Annotated in this window: 19 protein-coding genes; 15 read left to right on the forward strand and 4 right to left on the reverse strand. The window is 58.6% G+C overall.

Going from position 1 to position 17,071, the window contains the following annotated elements; all coding sequences use genetic code 11:
- The first annotated feature begins 10 nt into the window (after window positions 1-10).
- The 4 genes from ACWGXE_RS00680 to ACWGXE_RS00695 all read left to right on the forward strand — a co-directional run bounded on the left by ACWGXE_RS00680 (window position 11) and on the right by ACWGXE_RS00695 (window position 3,624).
- Window positions 11-853, forward strand: a complete 843-nt coding sequence (locus ACWGXE_RS00680) for a hypothetical protein (RefSeq protein ID WP_447600477.1) — start codon at window positions 11-13, stop codon at window positions 851-853.
- A gap of 168 nt (window positions 854-1,021) precedes the next feature.
- Entirely contained in the window at window positions 1,022-1,678 is a 657-nt protein-coding gene (locus ACWGXE_RS00685) for an SDR family oxidoreductase (protein ID WP_447600479.1), read from the forward strand.
- Between the two features lie 268 nt (window positions 1,679-1,946).
- A complete protein-coding gene (locus ACWGXE_RS00690; RefSeq protein WP_447600481.1) occupies window positions 1,947-2,822 on the forward strand; it encodes an SDR family oxidoreductase in 876 nt (291 codons plus the stop codon).
- Window positions 2,823-2,826: 4 nt separating this feature from the next.
- Entirely contained in the window at window positions 2,827-3,624 is a 798-nt protein-coding gene (locus ACWGXE_RS00695) for a DUF1295 domain-containing protein (RefSeq protein WP_447600483.1), read from the forward strand.
- 48 nt (window positions 3,625-3,672) lie between these two features.
- Here the strand turns inward: ACWGXE_RS00695 and ACWGXE_RS00700 are convergent, their stop codons facing one another.
- Complete coding sequence (locus ACWGXE_RS00700) at window positions 3,673-3,897, reverse strand: tetratricopeptide repeat protein (protein WP_447600485.1); 225 nt, start codon at window positions 3,895-3,897, stop codon at window positions 3,673-3,675.
- Entirely contained in the window at window positions 3,894-4,199 is a 306-nt protein-coding gene (locus ACWGXE_RS00705; RefSeq protein ID WP_447600486.1) for a transcriptional regulator, read from the reverse strand. The genes ACWGXE_RS00700 and ACWGXE_RS00705 overlap by 4 nt, the downstream gene beginning before the upstream one ends.
- Window positions 4,200-4,355: 156 nt before the next feature.
- Here ACWGXE_RS00705 and hpnR point away from each other — a divergent pair, with 156 nt between their 5' ends.
- From hpnR to ACWGXE_RS00750, 9 genes are all read left to right on the forward strand, one after another.
- Window positions 4,356-5,900 carry a hopanoid C-3 methylase HpnR gene (gene hpnR / locus ACWGXE_RS00710; protein ID WP_447600487.1) on the forward strand — a complete coding sequence of 515 codons (1,545 nt, stop codon included), beginning with the start codon at window positions 4,356-4,358 and terminating at the stop codon, window positions 5,898-5,900.
- A 51-nt stretch (window positions 5,901-5,951) separates the two neighbouring features.
- Entirely contained in the window at window positions 5,952-7,409 is a 1,458-nt protein-coding gene (locus ACWGXE_RS00715; protein WP_447600489.1) for a TldD/PmbA family protein, read from the forward strand.
- A complete protein-coding gene (locus ACWGXE_RS00720; RefSeq protein ID WP_447600491.1) occupies window positions 7,406-8,752 on the forward strand; it encodes a TldD/PmbA family protein in 1,347 nt (448 codons plus the stop codon). Before ACWGXE_RS00715 ends, ACWGXE_RS00720 begins: the two co-directional genes overlap by 4 nt.
- A 211-nt stretch (window positions 8,753-8,963) precedes the next feature.
- Window positions 8,964-9,548, forward strand: coding sequence for a hypothetical protein (locus ACWGXE_RS00725; protein ID WP_447600492.1), 585 nt, complete (start codon window positions 8,964-8,966; stop codon window positions 9,546-9,548).
- A 127-nt stretch (window positions 9,549-9,675) separates the two neighbouring features.
- Window positions 9,676-10,074 (forward strand): secondary thiamine-phosphate synthase enzyme YjbQ, encoded by a 399-nt coding sequence (locus ACWGXE_RS00730; protein WP_447600493.1) that lies wholly within the window; start codon window positions 9,676-9,678, stop codon window positions 10,072-10,074.
- Window positions 10,075-10,211: 137 nt separating this feature from the next.
- Window positions 10,212-11,072, forward strand: coding sequence for a M48 family metallopeptidase (locus tag ACWGXE_RS00735; RefSeq protein ID WP_447600495.1), 861 nt, complete (start codon window positions 10,212-10,214; stop codon window positions 11,070-11,072).
- Window positions 11,073-11,156: 84 nt separating this feature from the next.
- Window positions 11,157-11,642: a gluconokinase gene (locus ACWGXE_RS00740; RefSeq protein WP_447600497.1), complete on the forward strand. Its 486-nt coding sequence runs from the start codon at window positions 11,157-11,159 to the stop codon at window positions 11,640-11,642.
- A gap of 51 nt (window positions 11,643-11,693) precedes the next feature.
- Complete coding sequence (gene msrA / locus ACWGXE_RS00745; RefSeq protein ID WP_447600499.1) at window positions 11,694-12,323, forward strand: peptide-methionine (S)-S-oxide reductase MsrA; 630 nt, start codon at window positions 11,694-11,696, stop codon at window positions 12,321-12,323.
- A 196-nt stretch (window positions 12,324-12,519) separates the two neighbouring features.
- On the forward strand, window positions 12,520-13,002 hold the full coding sequence (locus tag ACWGXE_RS00750; RefSeq protein ID WP_447600501.1) for a lytic transglycosylase domain-containing protein: 483 nt from the start codon (window positions 12,520-12,522) through the stop codon (window positions 13,000-13,002).
- A gap of 141 nt (window positions 13,003-13,143) precedes the next feature.
- Here the strand turns inward: ACWGXE_RS00750 and ACWGXE_RS00755 are convergent, their stop codons facing one another.
- Together ACWGXE_RS00755 and ACWGXE_RS00760 are read right to left on the reverse strand one after the other, a co-directional pair.
- Window positions 13,144-14,490, reverse strand: coding sequence for an APC family permease (locus tag ACWGXE_RS00755; RefSeq protein ID WP_447600502.1), 1,347 nt, complete (start codon window positions 14,488-14,490; stop codon window positions 13,144-13,146).
- A complete protein-coding gene (locus ACWGXE_RS00760) occupies window positions 14,487-15,047 on the reverse strand; it encodes a class I SAM-dependent methyltransferase (protein ID WP_447600503.1) in 561 nt (186 codons plus the stop codon). Before ACWGXE_RS00760 ends, ACWGXE_RS00755 begins: the two co-directional genes overlap by 4 nt.
- 141 nt (window positions 15,048-15,188) lie before the next feature.
- Here ACWGXE_RS00760 and ACWGXE_RS00765 point away from each other — a divergent pair, with 141 nt between their 5' ends.
- Together ACWGXE_RS00765 and ACWGXE_RS00770 are read left to right on the forward strand one after the other, a co-directional pair.
- On the forward strand, window positions 15,189-16,349 hold the full coding sequence (locus tag ACWGXE_RS00765) for a pyridoxal phosphate-dependent aminotransferase (protein WP_447600505.1): 1,161 nt from the start codon (window positions 15,189-15,191) through the stop codon (window positions 16,347-16,349).
- 208 nt (window positions 16,350-16,557) lie between these two features.
- A complete protein-coding gene (locus tag ACWGXE_RS00770) occupies window positions 16,558-17,064 on the forward strand; it encodes a hypothetical protein (protein ID WP_447600506.1) in 507 nt (168 codons plus the stop codon).
- Window positions 17,065-17,071 lie beyond the last annotated feature (7 nt).

Genomic DNA, 17,071 nt, shown 5'->3' on the forward strand with positions numbered 1-17,071 from the left:
AAGGTATTTGGTGCCCGACATTTCAGTTCCCAGATGGCTGACTCGCCTTTCAATGGAGTCCCCGTTCCGATTATTGACCAAAGGACTGCTGGCTTGGTTGCCGATATCAGTGGGAACCAGAGAATTGTGGGCGATTTCCCCGAGGCCCGCGTATCTCTCCGGGCTCGTCACGGGCGCCTGGCTGGCGCGTGAGCAGGACATCCCTGCCATTACCGCCATTGAATTTGGAGTCGCCGGCGGCGAGGGGCTATTGGCGCTCCAGGAGGAAGCGGCGGCGGTCGAACGAGAAAGCGGCGTGACAATCAACGTGGTGGGCTTCGACAGTGGAAGAGGATTGCCCGAAATGACCGGCGACTACCGCGATCATCCTGATTACTGGAAAGAGGGGGATTTCCCGCTCGACGAACAGGCCTTACGGGCCAAGTTGTCGTCCCGCACCAGGCTCCTCTTCGGCGATGTACGGGAGCATGTGCCGGAATTCGTGGCTCATATCCAGGAGGCGCCCATCGGATTCATTTCCTTTGATCTTGATCTCTATTCTTCCACGGTGCATGCATTGCAGTTACTCTCACATCGCAACCGGTGGATGTTGTCCAAGGTGCCTCTGTACTTCGACGACGTCGAAGAGATTCTCGTCAGCCACCGGTTTGCCGGAGAATTATTGGCCATCGAGGAGTTTAACGAGTCCTCGTCGGCGGTCAAGATCGATCGGTGGCGGGGTATCAGGGCGAATCGACCGTTTCCGGAGGAGCCGTTCTTGGAGCGAATGTACGTCGCCTACGATTTGGAAGCCATCAGCGGCACGCGCCTGGAACGGAACCGGCGCCTGCTTCCCTTGCAAGCCAGTCACTGAGTTCTCGCCTCTTACTCTGACACTCTATCTGCCCAAGACTTCGAGGGTGGAACCCCGTCGGCCTGGAAGCGGCCAAAGAACGACATCGGACCGGGAGTTGCGCGAGCGTGCAGGTTGCCTTATTTTGATACGACCCATGAGTCATTGTCCGGGATACATCGGAATCGCATGAAGCCACGGTGCCTCTTTGTGACCGGCGCGAGCGGGTACGTCGGGAGTCGACTCGTTCCTCGCTTGCTGGAACGGGGGTATGAGGTGCGTGCATTGACGCGAAGGGAATCGAGGGGAAAGTTGCCGGCCGGCTGTCACGTCATCGAAGGGAATCCCTTGGATCACGGCACCTTCGCCGATCAGGTGCATGGAGCCGATACGTTCGTTCAACTTGTAGGAGTCCCGAAACCTGCGCCATGGAAAGGGCCGGCTTTTCGCGCCATCGACCTGATTTCCGCACGGGCCTCCATCGCGGCGGCCACGTCTGCGGCTGTGCGCCATTTTGTCTATGTCAATGTCGCGCATCCGGCGCCGGTCATGAAAGCCTACATCGCGGTCCGTCGAACGTGTGAAGAGGCGATCCGTAACTCTTGTTTGCCGGCCACCTTTCTGAGGCCATGGTATATCCTCGGTCCCGGCCATCAATGGCCGCGTATCCTGATGCCGGCCTATAGGATGATGAGACTGTTTCCTTCCACGAGAGACGCGGCGGCACGTTTGGGCCTTGTCACCATTGACGAGATGCTTGCCGCGCTCGTATGGGTGATTGAACATCCGCCTTCGGAAGTGCGGATCATAGATGTGCCTGAGATTCGCCGGCTGGCAGGATGCTGAAAAGGTCTCTATCTCACCCGCCCGCCGTTGAGCGCCGAGACGCACATGTCACCGGACTTTGTCTCGAAAGACATAGCCGCCTCACCGATGTGTACAGACATGGCTCGCTTTATTCAGCGCGCCATGCACCAGCTGCGGCCGATCTGTGGAGAGGCGCGTTTGACGCGGCGGAGCTGGGTGGGGGTAGGAACAATGGCTTCTTGATCATCCTGCGACATTTCCGGGATAAGACCATGGATTTGACCGCAGTATTGGCAAAGCGCTCCGTATGAAACCGCTCATGCTGGTCACGGGGGCAGGGGGCCTGATCGGCAGCTATCTGGTACGGTCGGCGCCGCGATGGGCGCCTCGTTGGCGGGTTCATGGAGTGACGCGACAGGAGGCGGATCTCACCAACCGCGAACAAGTGGATGCGCTCTGGAAGCGGCTGGCGCCGCAAGCCGTCATCCATTGTGCGGCGCTGAGCCGCACGAGTCAGTGCGAAGCCGATCCGGTCCTCGCGCACCGAATCAATGTCGAGGCAACGCAACAACTGGCGAAGCTGGCTGGCGACAAACCACTCGTCTTCCTCTCGAGCGATCAAGTCTTTGACGGCACAAGAGGCTGTTATGTCGAAACCGATGAAGTCAGTCCATTGAATGTCTACGGCCGAACCAAAGCGGAAGCCGAACGGGTCGTTTTGCGGAATCCTTTCCATACCGCCATGCGGGTCGCGTTGACCGCCGGCCGCTCGGACACCGGCGATCGTAGTTTCGTCGAGGACATGCGGAAAGCTGGCCGGGAAGGACAACCGATCACGTTATTTACCGATGAATATCGTTGTCCGCTTCCAGCTGGGGCCGTCGCGCGGGCCATCTGGGAACTGGTGGATCGCGAGCGGCCGGGTCTCTATCATTTGGGAGGCGCTGAGCGATTGTCGCGGTGGGAGATCGGGGACGTGTTGTTACGTTGGTATCCCGAGTTGTCCTCCTATCTCAAGCCCGGTACCTTGCAAGCCTACGCCGGGCCGCCTCGTCCGGCGGATCTCTCCATGAGCAGCAGCAAGCTTCAAATTCTGTTGTCCTTTCCATTGCCCGGCCTGAGAGCCTGGGTTGCGTCGCGCCGGTGTCCGGACGCAGACCCATGGGATTACGGAGTAAGCTAAGCCGGTGAACGACCCGCTGCTCTTGCTGATCCACGCATGGCTGACTTCGGCTGTGCTCATGCTCGTCCTCTGGATGATTCAGCGACTTCGTCCGAACGCTTCCATCGCGGATGTCGGATGGTGTGCGGGATTGATCGGCGCGGTTGTCTGGTATGCGCTGACGGTGGAGGGAAACGTTGCGCGCCGTATAGTGGTGGCCTTGATGATCGGGCTGTATGCGGCGCGGCTCGGAACGCATATCCTGTTCGATCGAATTATCGGTAAGCAGGAAGATGCGCGATATCGGATCATGCGCCGGCGATGGGGAGGACATGAACCGGCGCTCATGTTCGCGTATTTTCAGATGCAGGCGGCCGCCATCGCCCTCTTTTCGCTGCCTCCGCTCATCATCATGCAAAATCCTCGTCCGGCGTTCAGCCTGTGGGAACTGTGCGGGCTGTTGCTATGGGCCATCGCCGTGAGCGGAGAAGCGATCGCGGATGGGCAATTGGCGGCGTTTCGAAAACAGCCATGGAATAAGGACCGGGTCTGCCGCGCGGGATTATGGCGATACTCGCGGCATCCCAACTATTTTTTTGAATGGCTCCATTGGTGGAGCTATGTGATCATGGCGTTCGCGCTGCCTGCAGGCAACTGGTGGGCCACACTGATCGGCCCGCTTGTCATGGGGTGGGCACTGGTGAAAATCACCGGCATTCCGCCGGCAGAAGCGCAAGCTTTGGCGACCCGCGGCGAGGATTATCGCATTTATCAGCGGACGACGAGCGCGTTCATCCCCTGGCCGCCGCGAGCGAACAGATAATCAAAGCCAATCCGGCCAATCACCAGGCGACTATTCCCGTCGTTGCCGTTAGTGGGTCTTAAGTTCATCGAGGCGGGCCCGAGCGGTTACTGCCGCCTGGCTATCCGGGTACAGGCGAATAATATCCTCGTACAATTGTTTGGCATGGGCGACATTATTCTGACGTTCTTCCAGTTGAGCCGTCTCCAACCACTGCGCCGATTGATCGGCGCCGCAAGCCGATGAGATCAACGCAAGCATCAAGAGCCCGCATCCAATCGCTCGCACGGTCATGCTCCCGTGATCCCGAACCTGGGGGCCGTGATCGATTCGCTTCGGCAGCGCGGGCAGCGACTCGGTCTCGTCAGGCGGGTCCGGTCTTTGAACTCAAAATTGCATTGCCGGCATGTCGATGGCTCGATCAGGAAGCGGCGCGCCGCATCGCGGCCGACCGTCTTCACGATGTGCGACAGGTGCTCTTCGACCTGACGTTCCGGGATCCCGATCATCTGCGCCAGTTGAAACGACGACAGTTTGGTTCCCGTGATCAATTGCATGATGCGTTGCCTGGGCGTGAGGTCCTTCGCGGCCTGCATGGCGAATCGTACGCCATTCTGCCGGCCAATAAAAGTGGTCAAAGCGCGGCCGCGGCTCGTTCGGACTTGATCAAGTCATACGGGTCTGCCACGATCTCACCTCGTCCTGTGGTTTATCCTTAATAGAGGCGGACATTTCATCGAAAGGAGCAGCTCATGAAACTTCTTGCGGTCCACCCGGGTCCGCTCATGTATACCAAGATCTACTTGCGTCTTGAACCCTTGGGCCTTGAGTTGGTCGCGCAGGCCGCGCGTCACGCAGGCCACGAGGTGCGGATACTCGATTTGCAGGTGGAGCAGCATAGCGATTTTCACCGGATGGTGGCGGAATGGCAGCCGGATGTGATTGCGTTTTCCTGCAACTACCTCGCCAATGTGCCGGAGATTGTGGATTTGGCGAAGGCCGTGAAGGAGCGACACCGGCACTGCTTCATTCTCGTCGGCGGGCATAGTGCGTCTTTTGTGGCGGCCGACATGCTGGCGCATGCCGAAGGAGCGATCGACTGCATCTTGCGCGGTGAAGGAGAGGCCTCCATCGAGCGGCTGTTGTCGGCGATTGAACATGACCCGGCTTCAATCACCCTGGTTCCGGGAGTGGTCACGCCGGACGGTGAAGGGCCCGCGCCGCAATTGCTGCATAGTCTCGATGACATAAGTCCCGCGCGGGAGTTGGTGCGGCACCGGCATAAATATTTTCTCGGCGTGCTGGATCCCTGCGCCTCGGTCGAATTTGCCCGCGGCTGCCCCTGGGATTGTTCGTTCTGCAGCGCCTGGACATTTTACGGCCGCAGTTATCGGGCGGTGAGCCCGGAGCGGGCGGTCGAGGACGTGGCCCGGATTCGCGAGTCCGGAATCTTTATCGTGGACGACGTGGCTTTCATCCAGGCGAAACATGGATTGTCCATCGGGGAAGCCATCGCCAAGCGGGGCATCAAGAAGCAGTATTATCTCGAAACGCGCGGGGACGTCTTGCTGCGGAACAAGGAGGTGTTTCGCTTCTGGAAACAGCTGGGATTGAGATACATTTTTCTCGGCATCGAAGCGATCGATGAAGAGGGACTCCAGATGCACCGGAAGCGCACCTCGGTCGGCAAGAATTTTGAGGCGTTGGAGTTTGCCCGGTCGCTCGGCCTGACGGTGGCCATCAATCTAATCGCGGATCCCGACTGGGACCGGCGGCGGTTCAGCATTGTCCGTGAGTGGTGCCTCGATATTCCCGAAATCGTGACTGTGAGCGTCAATACTCCCTATCCGGGGACCGAATCGTGGCACACCGAATCGCGCCGGATTACCACGCGGGATTATCGGTTATTTGATATTCAGCATGCCGTGCTCCCGACCAGGCTGCCATTGCCGGAGTTTTATGAGGAACTGGTCAAGACTCAGCAGGTCCTCAATCATAAGCATCTGGGATGGGCCGCGCTGAAATCCACCGCCACCATCGCTGCGGGCCATCTGCTCCGCGGGCAGACCAATTTTGTGAAGATGTTATGGAAATTCAACAGCGTTTATAATCCGAAGCTTCAACTGGCCGATCATCAGAGTCCGCCGCGCTACGAAATGACCGCGGCTCCGCCTCCGCAGAAGCGCATCGACCCCCAGTTGCTGTATATTCTTCCCGCGAAGGGGCGACAGGGGCGCGCATTGGATGACGCGACCGAAGCGTTTGTGGACCGATCTCGGACCGGTACGGCGGGGTGACGGACGGCCGGTTTGGCAACGACCTCTCGACTGGCGATATACTGCACTCTCATGAGCGGACCACAGTGGGCTGAATTGGCGGACGTGGCGTTGGCGCGGTTGCGGCAAGCCGGCGCGGATTATGGCGACGTCCGAATTCTCGACACGATGACCCAGTCGATCCGGGGCGAGGATCGGCGCATTGCCGGCATCCGGGAAGGGAACAGTCGAGGCATCGGCGTGCGCGTCTTATACAAGGGCGCATGGGGATTCGCCGCCACCTCGATCCTGTCGCTCGAAGAAATTCCACGAATTGCGGATCTTGCGGTGGAGATCGCCAAAGGCTCCGCCTCGCTCGCGATCGACAAAATCCATCCTGCGCCAGAGCCCGTGCATCGTGACACCGTCGTCACCGCCTGTCGCGTCGATCCTTTTGCCGTGCCGTTGGAAGACAAGACGAGCTTGCTGTTGGAGTTGATGGAGGCGGTTCACCGCCAACCCGGCATCGTGCGAAGCAGCGCCAATCTCTGGGCGCAGCGGGATCGGAAGCTGTTCGTTTCGACGGAAGGAACGCATCTCGAGTTTGACCTTCTGGCGCTGCAAGGGGAATTTTCCGCCACCGCGGTGCAGGACGGGCGGTTCGCCACCCGCAGCTTCAATTCCCCCCATCTCCGCATGGGATATGAGCTCATCTGCGATCGGGATTGGCTTGCTGAAGCTCCCCGCGTCGCGGCGGAAGCGGTGGAGAAGGTTCGGGCGCCGGCAGTCGAGGCGGGACGATATGATTTGGTGCTTGATCCCGAACATCTGTCGCTCACGATACATGAATCCTGCGGGCATCCCAGCGAACTGGATCGGGCGTTGGGCTATGAAGCCAACTATGCGGGAACCAGTTTTCTGACACCGGATCATCTGGGGACGTTTCGGTATGGGTCGGCTCATGTGAATCTGATTGCCGACAATACCGAGCCCGAGACGCTCGCCGCCACCGGATACGACGACGACGGGGTCGCCTGCCAGAAATGGGACATTGTGCGGGATGGGATATTTGTCGGATATTGCACGAACCGTGAAGTCGCGCCGGTCATCGGCGAGACCCGCTCGCGCGGCTCGAACCGAGCCGACAGTTGGGCCAGTATACCGATCGTGCGGATCGCCAATATCGGTCTGGCTCCGGGCTCATCAACCTTGGACGGACTGCTGGCGGACGTGAAGCGAGGGATTTATATCGAAGGACACGGGTCATACAGCATCGACCAGCGCCGGTATAATTTCCAGTTCGGCGGCGACGCCTTCTGGCTGATCCGTAACGGCAAACGGACCCATATGTTGCGCGACGTGATCTACCATGGGATCACCCCGGACTTCTGGAAGAGTTGCGACGGGGTCGCCGATCGGGCCCATCGGCGCCGGTTCGGATTCATCACCTGCGGAAAAGGCCAGCCGGGCCAGTCGGGCTGGATGACACACGCGGCCTCGCATGCGCGGTTTCGCGACGTCGATGTGATCCGGGGTCAAGCTCAGCCATGAAATTGCCGGAATCGAAGACCTGGCCCAAGATAACCGGATGGGACGAATTCCACTTTTTGAGCGACCTTGTCCTCGAACATTCAACCGCCGACGATACGTTCATCGCGTTGGGTGATCAGCATGGCGGGACCACCCGTTTTGCCAATAATCAGATCGTTCAGAACGTCGATACGCGGCGCGTTTCGCTTGCGGTCACGGTGGCCTTCGGTCGTCGTCGTGGCACGGCGACCACGACGGATCTCACGGCCGGATCGGTTCAGGACACGCTCAAACGAGCCGAACGGATTGCTCGTGTCTCACCGGACGATCCGGAATATATAGCTCCGGTGGGACCGAAGCAGTATCTCTCGCTGCCCACGGCCAGGCCGGAAACGGCGGCCGCGGGACCGGCGCGGCGACTGGATTACACCAGGGAAGCGATCAGCCAGTGCAAAATGGAAAATTTGAATTCAGCCGGGACTGTCTCTTCCTCGGTGGCCGCGGTGGGAGCCGCGGCGAGTTCCGGACTCTTCGCCTATGAACAACGAACCGAGGCCCGGTTCAGCCTCACGGTGCAAGCGGGTGAAGCGAGCGGATGGGCTGCTGCCGCTCACCGGTCAATCGATCACTTAAAAATCCAGGAACGGACATTGACGGCGATCGATAAAGCCAAGCGGGGCGCCGATGAGCCCAAGGAACTGGACGCAGGGCGCTACACCGTGATCTTGGAACCGGCGGCCGTTGCCGGGCTTCTGACCTGGCTCATGTGGATGCTGGACGCCAAGTCCTTGTACAAGGGCACGAGTCCCTTTGTCGGAAAGCTGGGCGAGCGCATCCTCGATCGGCGATTGACGCTTCGGAATCAGCCCGAGCATACCGATCTGTTCGGCACCGGCTTCACCACGGAAGGCCTTCCGGTATTCGATTCAATCTGGATCGACGGCGGGGTCCTTAAACAGCTGATGTACGACCGGTTCACCGCACGGCAACATCAGGTCGAACCGATCGCGACATTGGAATCGCCGTGCCTGTCAGGAGAGCGTCCGGCAGGCGCCAGAGTGTCCGACTTGGTACGGACGACGCAACGAGGGATTCTCGTCACTAATTTCTGGTACATCCGCACGGTGAACCCGATCGATCTGACGTTGACCGGCATGACGAGGGATGGAACCTTTCTCATCGAGAACGGAGAAATCGTCGCCGCCGTCAGAAATTTCCGATTTCACGAGAGCCCACTGCGCGCGTTCAACCAAATTGATGCCTTTACCATTCCGGCGGAAGCCGTGACGTCGGAAACCGGGAAAGTCTTGGTGCCCGCCATGAGGATTCGTGACTTCAACTTCTCCAGCGTGACGAAATTTTGAGATGGAGGGGCTGAAAAAAGATGGTTTTCGGCATTGACTAGGGCCTTCTGGTGGGAGTAAGGAAAAGGAAGGGGCCGCTGTGGAAGCTATTGCTATGACCAGGAAGCAGCATAAATTACAAGTAAAACCTGTCAAGCTATTATGCCTCGTGCCTTCTGAGCAGCAAAAGCAGGCGCCGAACCCGTTCGAGCCCTCACCGATGCGGTTGGCCATGAGGAGGGTCGCGGTCGCGCTGGAGGACTGGACCGAGCGTTTTGAAAGCTGGTGCGATCGCAAAAAGCCTGTCGAGGCCGCCGTGCCGTTATCCCTTACGCAACGGGTTCAACACTTGATCGGCTGGTCAGGCGCGTCGTCGAAGAGCGTGGCCGTGCGGGAGCAGTCGGTCGTACCTGAACGAGGGTTGGAATCAGCGATGGGCGACGTCATTTTTCGAATCAGGGACCGAGCCGGCCATGTCCAGCGTGCCCTGATGGCGCAAGCCAGGGAACTGAAGGAATGGATGGCCCACCATAGCCAGGCCACGCAGGCGGAACTAAACGGTCTGCGTTCTCAGGTCGCCACTCAGGAAACGCAACTGGAACACCTTCAGACCCAATTGAAAGACCTTCGCGCGCTGGTGTCGTCCCAACAGCAGGTATTGGTCTATATGGGAAAGGAGCTTGATTCGGTCCAGGGAGCCAAAGACCAGGTCAAGGCCCTGCCGGCCAGTCGGCCGGCGAATCGTTCCAAGAAGACTGCAAAATCCAAGCGCCGGGCGCCTGCCGAAGCGGGACAGGCCCCGTACCTGAACGCCTGATCTTCTTCCGTTGGCGCTCGACTGCCTGGTTCATCTTCTGCTCCATCCTCTTCCATCACGCCGGCATTTTCCGCGGAGTCTTGTCTAAGCCAGGGCCCATTGTGTGTCTCGGAGCGGAGCGCTTCCTATGAGTCATTTGTTGCAGGTGACCACGACCCGTACCAAAGAAGCTGTGGACTTGACCGAGCGGGTCACTGACGCCGTTGCAGCGGCAGGGGTTCAAGAAGGTTTCTGCCTGCTGTTTGTCGCCCACACGACGGCGGCTTTGACAACCGGTGAAGTCGGGGAGGGAACCGAGGAGGATCTTCTTGAAGTGGTTGAGCAGGTCATCCCGCGCATTCGCTTTCGCCACGCACATAATCCATCGCATGCATGGTCGCACATGGCGTCGTCGCTTCTGGGGCCTTCGTTGACGGTCCCGGTGTCACGAGGTCGCCTCATGCTCGGCACGTGGCAATCCATCCTCCTGATTGAACTGGACGGTCCACGCCGCCGGGACGTTCATCTGCAATTGATACCGGCCTGACTTTCATGCAGAGCGGATTCGGCTTTTGAGCCGCCCGTGGGAAATATGCAAGAATGCCGTTTGCCGGAATGGGGAGCCAAGATTGCTGCGTAAGCGGGTTGGAGAAAAAAACCATCGATAGTGGAGGGTATTCGGACATGGGTCATGGACTACTCGCACGGCTGCGTGTGACCGGCTTGGTGCTGTTGGCCGTGAGCGCGACGGCCTGCACCACCAACCCGTACACCGGTCGCTGGCAGCTGATGGCAATCCCCGCCAGCTACGAGACTTCGATGGGCGAACAATCCTATGCGCAGGTGCTCCACGACCCGAAGAATCCGATCAGTCATAATCCTCGTGAAGTGGAGCCGGTCACTCGAGTGGCGGAGCGGATTATTGAAGTGGCCAAGCGATCGAAGTACGCGGAGGCAGCCCAAAGTTATAAGTGGGAAGTCAGCGTCATCAAATCCGATCAAACCGCGAATGCCTTTGCCCTCCCAGGCGGAAAAATTGCCGTCTACACCGGTCTTTTCCCATTTGCAAAGAATGAAGCGGGCCTGGCTGCCGTGATGGGACATGAAGTAGTGCACGCCTTAGCCAGGCATGGCGGGGAACGGATGAGCCAGAGTATTGGGACGCAAGTGCTCATGATCGGCGCGGCCATCGGCCTCGGAAGTTCAGGCATGGGCTCCACGACCAGCCAATTGGCGATGCAAGCGCTCGGTCTCGGGGCCCAGGTGGGTGTCTTATTGCCGTTCAGCCGGAAACATGAGTCGGAAGCCGACTATATCGGGCTGCTCTTTGCGGCCGAAGCCGGATATGATCCCCAGGAAGCCGTCCGTGTGTGGGAACGGATGGAATCGGCAGGAGGGCAGCAACCATCTGAGTTCATGTCTACTCATCCCAGTCATGGGACCCGCATCAAACAGTTGACGGAATGGATGCCGGAGGCTCTGGCCCTCTATGAATCGGCTCCGAAAGCCCCTGTGTCGGATTTGCCTCCCATCAGCCATCGCTGACGCTGTTTCCGGTTCCACTGTCTCTTCATCGGCTTGGTCCGACCGGCCTAGACCTCCAACCGCCGGCTTGGCGCGCGAAACACCATGATCATTATTGTGATGGGGGTATCAGGGTCCGGTAAGACCACCATCGGGATACAACTGGCCAAGGCGCTGAACTGGCGCTTCGTCGATGCCGATGATTTCCATTCGGCGGCCAATATCGACAAAATGCGGCGGGGTATTCCTCTTACCGACCAGGATCGGAAATCGTGGCTATGGGCGCTGCGGTCTCAGATCGGCGAATGGCTCAAGCAGGATCATCAAGTGGTGCTGGCCTGCAGCGCCTTAAAAGCCTGGTATCGCCATGAACTGATGGTAGATCCATCCCGAATGCGCGTGGTGTACCTCAAAGGGACATACGAACTGATCGCGACGCGGCTTGCCCGGCGTAAGGGGCATTTTATGCGGCCGGAATTGCTGGCGAGCCAGTTTAATTCGTTGGAAGAGCCGGATGACGCGCTCATTGTGGACATCGCGCGACCCCCTCGAGACATTGTCCGAGAGATCAGAAAGCACTTGGCTATATAGCGTAAGATGAGGACGGTGAGTTCGACCCAGTGCAAAAGGGAGGAGCCTCGCATGAAAATCATTGCCCGGATCTGCTTGTATTTGGCCATTTCCTCTGGCGCGCTTGTCATGGTCAGCCCCGGGGTGAGCCGGGGGGCGGAGCCGACCGTTCCTGCCAAGGCGTTCTTTGCCGGCGGCTGTTTCTGGTGCATGGAAGAGGCCTTTGAGAAGGTTGATGGCGTCATATCCGTAGTGTCGGGCTACATGGGAGGAGATCTGGCGAACCCCACCTATGAACAAGTGTCGGCGGGAGAGACCGGACACGCGGAATCAGTGGAAGTCCTGTACGATCCCGCCAGAGTGAATTATGCCAAATTGCTCGATGAGTTCTGGCGCAATGTGGATCCGCTGACGCCCGATGCCCAGTTTTGTGACCGTGGGTCCCAATATCGGTCCGTGGTTTTTTATCTCAATGATGAGGAGAAGCGGATGGCGGAAGAATCCAAACAGGCGATCGAGCAATCGAAACGGTTTACGCAACCGGTTGTGACGCAGGTGGTGAAAGTGTCCGTATTCTATCCGGCCGAGGATTACCACCAGGACTTCTACAAAAAGAATCCGATTCGCTACAAATTTTATAAGTACACCTGCGGCCGGGCGCAACGACTGGAGGAGCTGTGGGGAGGGCCTTCCAAAGGTTAAAGAACAACAATCGTTCTTTGGATGCAGTGAAGGAGTGATCTGCGAAAATTGAGAAATATTTTGCCGGTTTCCGAGCTTTGTTCCATCTTGGTGAAGTCATTTCACTCCGATGAGAGCTTACGGCGGGAATATGCTGAAGCGACCCGACATTTCATGTGCGGTCCGATGGTCGCCCCTCCTTGGCGCGTGTGGAATCATGATGGCCATGCTGGCGCTCTATCCGTCGCTCGTCTGGTTCGACCGGCCCCTGCTGTTATCCCCGTCCGCGGGCCCCGAGGAGCGCATCAGTCGGTTCATTGCGAACTATGCGAAGCATTATCGTCTGGAGCCGGCTCTTCTACGTGCCGTCATCAAGGTTGAGTCCGACTTCAATCCCACCGCGGTCTCGTCGAAGGGTGCGAGAGGACTGATGCAACTGATGCCCCCGACCGTCGCGGCGCTGAATGTTGTGGATCCCTTCAATCCCGACGAAAATATTCGAGCCGGCGCCGGAGAGTTGCGGCGCCTGCTCAATCGATTCGACGGCAATGTGGCGTTGGCACTGGCTGCCTACCATGCCGGTGAGGCCCGAATCGGTCCGCATATCAGCGTGCCGCCGTTTCGCTCGACGGAGAGATACGTGGGAAAAGTCCTCTGGTATTACCACATGTTCATGGATGGGGAGAAGGAACGCGGGTGAGAAACCGCCTGATCTACCGCCAGCCACTCATTTAAAAATACTTCACAGGGACTTTTTCAAAGGTAGCAGGTACGTCTCATTGCGTATGCATCGGAGGAGGCCCCTCGCAGGGATGGGGCCGCATTCCGTGATTTTTGATGACTAACGGCCGCCGGATGGGGCCGACCTGCCCGCCTTTGAGAACAAGCCATAGGCGATTGCTCCAGCCACAATGGTGGCGACGCCCATGAGCGCCTCGTTCGGCCGCGTGACGGCAATCGTCGCGATCATCACCAGCATCACCAGTATAAACGCCAGCGGAATGACCGGATACCAAGGCGTTCGGTAAGGGCGGGCCAATTTCGGATAGCGGTATCGGAGAATAAAGACCGCTCCCACGGTGAGTGCGGTGAATAGCGCCAACACCGATCCCCCAAACACAACCAGTTGCTCAAACGTGCCGGTAATTATCAAGAGGGACGCCCAGAGGCTTTGAAGGATGATGGCTCGCGCCGGCGCGCCGGTTCGGCCATCAATATGTGAAAAGAAGCTCAGAAACATACCGTCTCGCGCCATGGCCCAGTACACCCGCGGGCCGGCCCAGATCATGGCGCTCACTCCGCCGGTGATCGAAATGCAGAGCAGCCATGCGAGGAATCTCGCTCCTTCCGGGCCCCAGAGAGCCGCGGCGGCTTTTTCCGCGACGGGCAAGAGGGGCGGTTCTCCGAGAACCGTGACCGGCAGCGCAAAGAAATAGATCAGGTTGATCAGGAGGTAAAGGACGGCGACAAAGACGGTGCCGCGGACGATAATTTTCGGGAGGGCACGGGGGGGATCGACCAGTTCAGCGGCCACGTATCCTACTACGTTCCAGCCGAGATAGGTATAGAAGACGAAAACCAGGGCGACTGCGCTCGAGCTGAAGGACGGATGCGTGTGTTCCGCCCGAACGGACAAGTGGCCCCAATTTCCCGTTCCAAATAGAAGACCGCCAAGGATAATGGCCAACAACGCGGCCACCTTGGTCGTCGTCAGCAAGCGCTGGACCCATCCGCCGGTCGACACTCCCTGAACATGGACTGCAGTCAAAATCCACACGAGCGCCAGCGCGGGAATGACGGGGGATACGTCGCTTTCGATCAATCCCGGGATCGCGCGCACCGCGTAAGCCGAGAAGCTGACCGACGAGGCGGCGATCGCCGCCCCGAAACCCACGGTGAAGGAAATCCAACCGCTTAAGAATCCGACCAGCGGGCCGTAGGCATGCCGGAGATAGACGTAGTCGCCTCCGGCTTGCGGCAATGAGGCTCCGAGTTCACTATAGGAAAAGGCACCTGCCAAGGCGACCAGTGCGCCCACGATCCAAAGGCCGAGGATAAACAGCGGATCCCCAAGGTCTCTCGCCAGATAGCCGGTGACGGTGAAAATGCCGCCGCCGATGACGTTGCTGACAAGCAGGCAAGCGGCTGTAAACCACCCGATTCGCGTTCCGGTCCGGCGATCGTTCACGGGGTCGCGATCGCGAAGACTTGAAAATGTTCCGAGGTCATCTCTTCACGGACGGTTTCCTTGGCCGCCGCATGCCCGAACAGCCAAAACCAGCCCCTCGGCTTGAGATCGATGATCGCAATACGTCCGCCCTGCCGCAAATGTCTTGCGAGGGAACTCGTATTACACGGAAAGATCGAATCCGTACTGTTCTGCGGCAGATTGGCCGCGTCGGGAGAGGCGAGTATCAATTGAATATTCGAGGGGAGCCCGCCCTTCTGTGCACCCTCTTGTTCGACGAAGCGGAGGCTCTCCTCGTCGATGTCGACCACATAGACCTGTCCGGCCGGGCCTGTCGCCTCCGCCAATGGGAAGGTCCAATATCCAGCTCCTGCGCCGAGACCAGCGATCCGGGCGCCGGGGTCTATCGTGAGGGATTTGATCACGGCCGTAGGCTGTTGCCATTCATCCCGCGCCGGGTCGTTCATGCTGCGGTCGATGGCCTCGGTGCAGGCATTTGTGGTCAGAGAGATTGCGATGAGCAGCAGGAGACGGGCTTGCGGGATCAGCGGCATCATGATACTCCTCGATTTCATAGAGCAGGGATCGACGATTCTAGGCATGAACCAAGGGCGGCACAAGAGCCGCCACGGCGCCGGTTCATTTTTGTCTGACAGTCCGTTGTAGCGCATGACGACCGGTCGAAGGAGAAAGACGCGATGGCCGATAAGGTAAATCCCCGGATGGCTCAGCTGGCTCAATCGGAGATCAGAGCGATGACCCAGGCCTGTGCTCGAGTGCAAGGCATCAATATGGCTCAAGGCGTCTGTGATACCGGAGTTCCCCCTGTCGTCTCACAGGAAGCGCAACGGGCCATCGACCTAGGAATCAACAGCTACACCCGTTTCGACGGCTTGGCCGAGCTCCGCACGGCGCTCGCGCAAAAACTGTCGGACTACAATGGGCTCACGGTTGACCCCGAAACGGAGATTACGGTGAGTTGCGGCGCAACCGGGTCCTTCCATTGCGTCTGCTTGGCGTTCCTGAGCCCCGGCGACGAGGTCATCGTCTTCGAACCATATTATGCCTATCACATCAGCGCGATCACCGCGGTTGAGGCAATCCCTCGTATCCTTCGCATGCGAGCGCCCCATTGGACGTGGTTGCAGGAGGACCTGGAAGGAGCCGTGACGGCCCGAACGAGGGCAATCGTAGTCAATACCCCAGGGAACCCATCGGGAAAAGTATTTGGGCGCGGTGAATTGGAGCGGATTGCCGAGGTCGCGCAACGGCATGATCTCCTGGTCATCACCGACGAGATCTATGAATATTTTTTATTTGACGGCCGCCGGCATGTCAGCATGGCGACCCTTCCCGGCATGAGGGACCGCACGATTACCATCGGAGGATACTCGAAGACCTATAGCATTACGGGATGGCGGATCGGCTACAGCGTGGCCGCGCCTCAATCAGCTCAGTTGATTGGTGCGATGAATGACCTGGTCTATGTCTGCGCCCCCGCGCCGCTGCAGTATGGAGTAGCCAGAGGTATTCGAGAACTGCCGCCCTCCTTTTATGATGATCTTGCCCGAGAGTATCAAGAAAAGAGGGACCGGTTTTGCCACTCGCTGCAAAAGGCGGGTTTGATTCCTTCCGTGCCGGAAGGAGCATATTATGTCCTGGCCGACGTCTCTCGGCTCCCCGGCGCAACCGGCAAGGAACGAGCAATGCACCTGCTCGAGACCAGCGGGGTGGCCGGGGTCCCAGGCGAGGCGTTTTTTGCCGGGTCTGATGGCCACCGGTTTCTTCGCTTTTGTTTTGCAAAAACCGACACGGATTTAGCGGAAGCATGCCGGCGTTTGGAACGAGTCCGACAATGACTGGATTGCTTCGCTGTTTCAACTACTTAGCAGCCATACCTGCCTTCCTCTAATACCTCTCTCGTCCGAATTTCCGAAGCTAGGAGTATACGCAGGCTTGTCGTCTAGCCTCCGGCATGTTATCAAAATAGTATGTGCTGGTATCACGATTGCATCATTTCAGCGAGGCCGGCACAGAGTCCTTTCCATAAGACAAAGAGGAGTTTCGATGAAAAAACGCATGACCAGGCAGGCCTTTTTAGAACGCACTCGGCGATCCATCGGCTTAACGTTAATCACGGTACTGTTTGCTGCTTGCGGTCACGGGCAGCTTGCGTCGTTGCCCAAACAACCGGCTTCGCGAATCACCGATCCGGCGGACGTGCGCGATCCTCATGTCTTGGCCGGGGAATGGGAATATGAGGAAGGTGGCGTGATTGTCTCCCTTGTGCTGGACGAGGAGGGCAACGGAGAGTATCCCTTCAAAGGTGGCCGATTTGAAACAGGCGCCTTGTGGGATCATACGTGGACCGGCAAATGGTCGCAGCGGGAAAATGACCGAGAAGGCGAATTTGAAGTAACGCTGGCACCCGACTATTCCGAAGGTGACGGTCGATGGTGGTACACGCGGATTGAGCACGATACGAACCCTGCCAAGCCGGGAGGGCGATTCAAGGTGATCCGCGTACAGGGCAATGCCGATTCGGATGATCGGCATACCTCATTGGTTCGGTAATCGATGA

It is taken from the genome of Nitrospira sp. Nam80 (genome assembly GCF_965152575.1).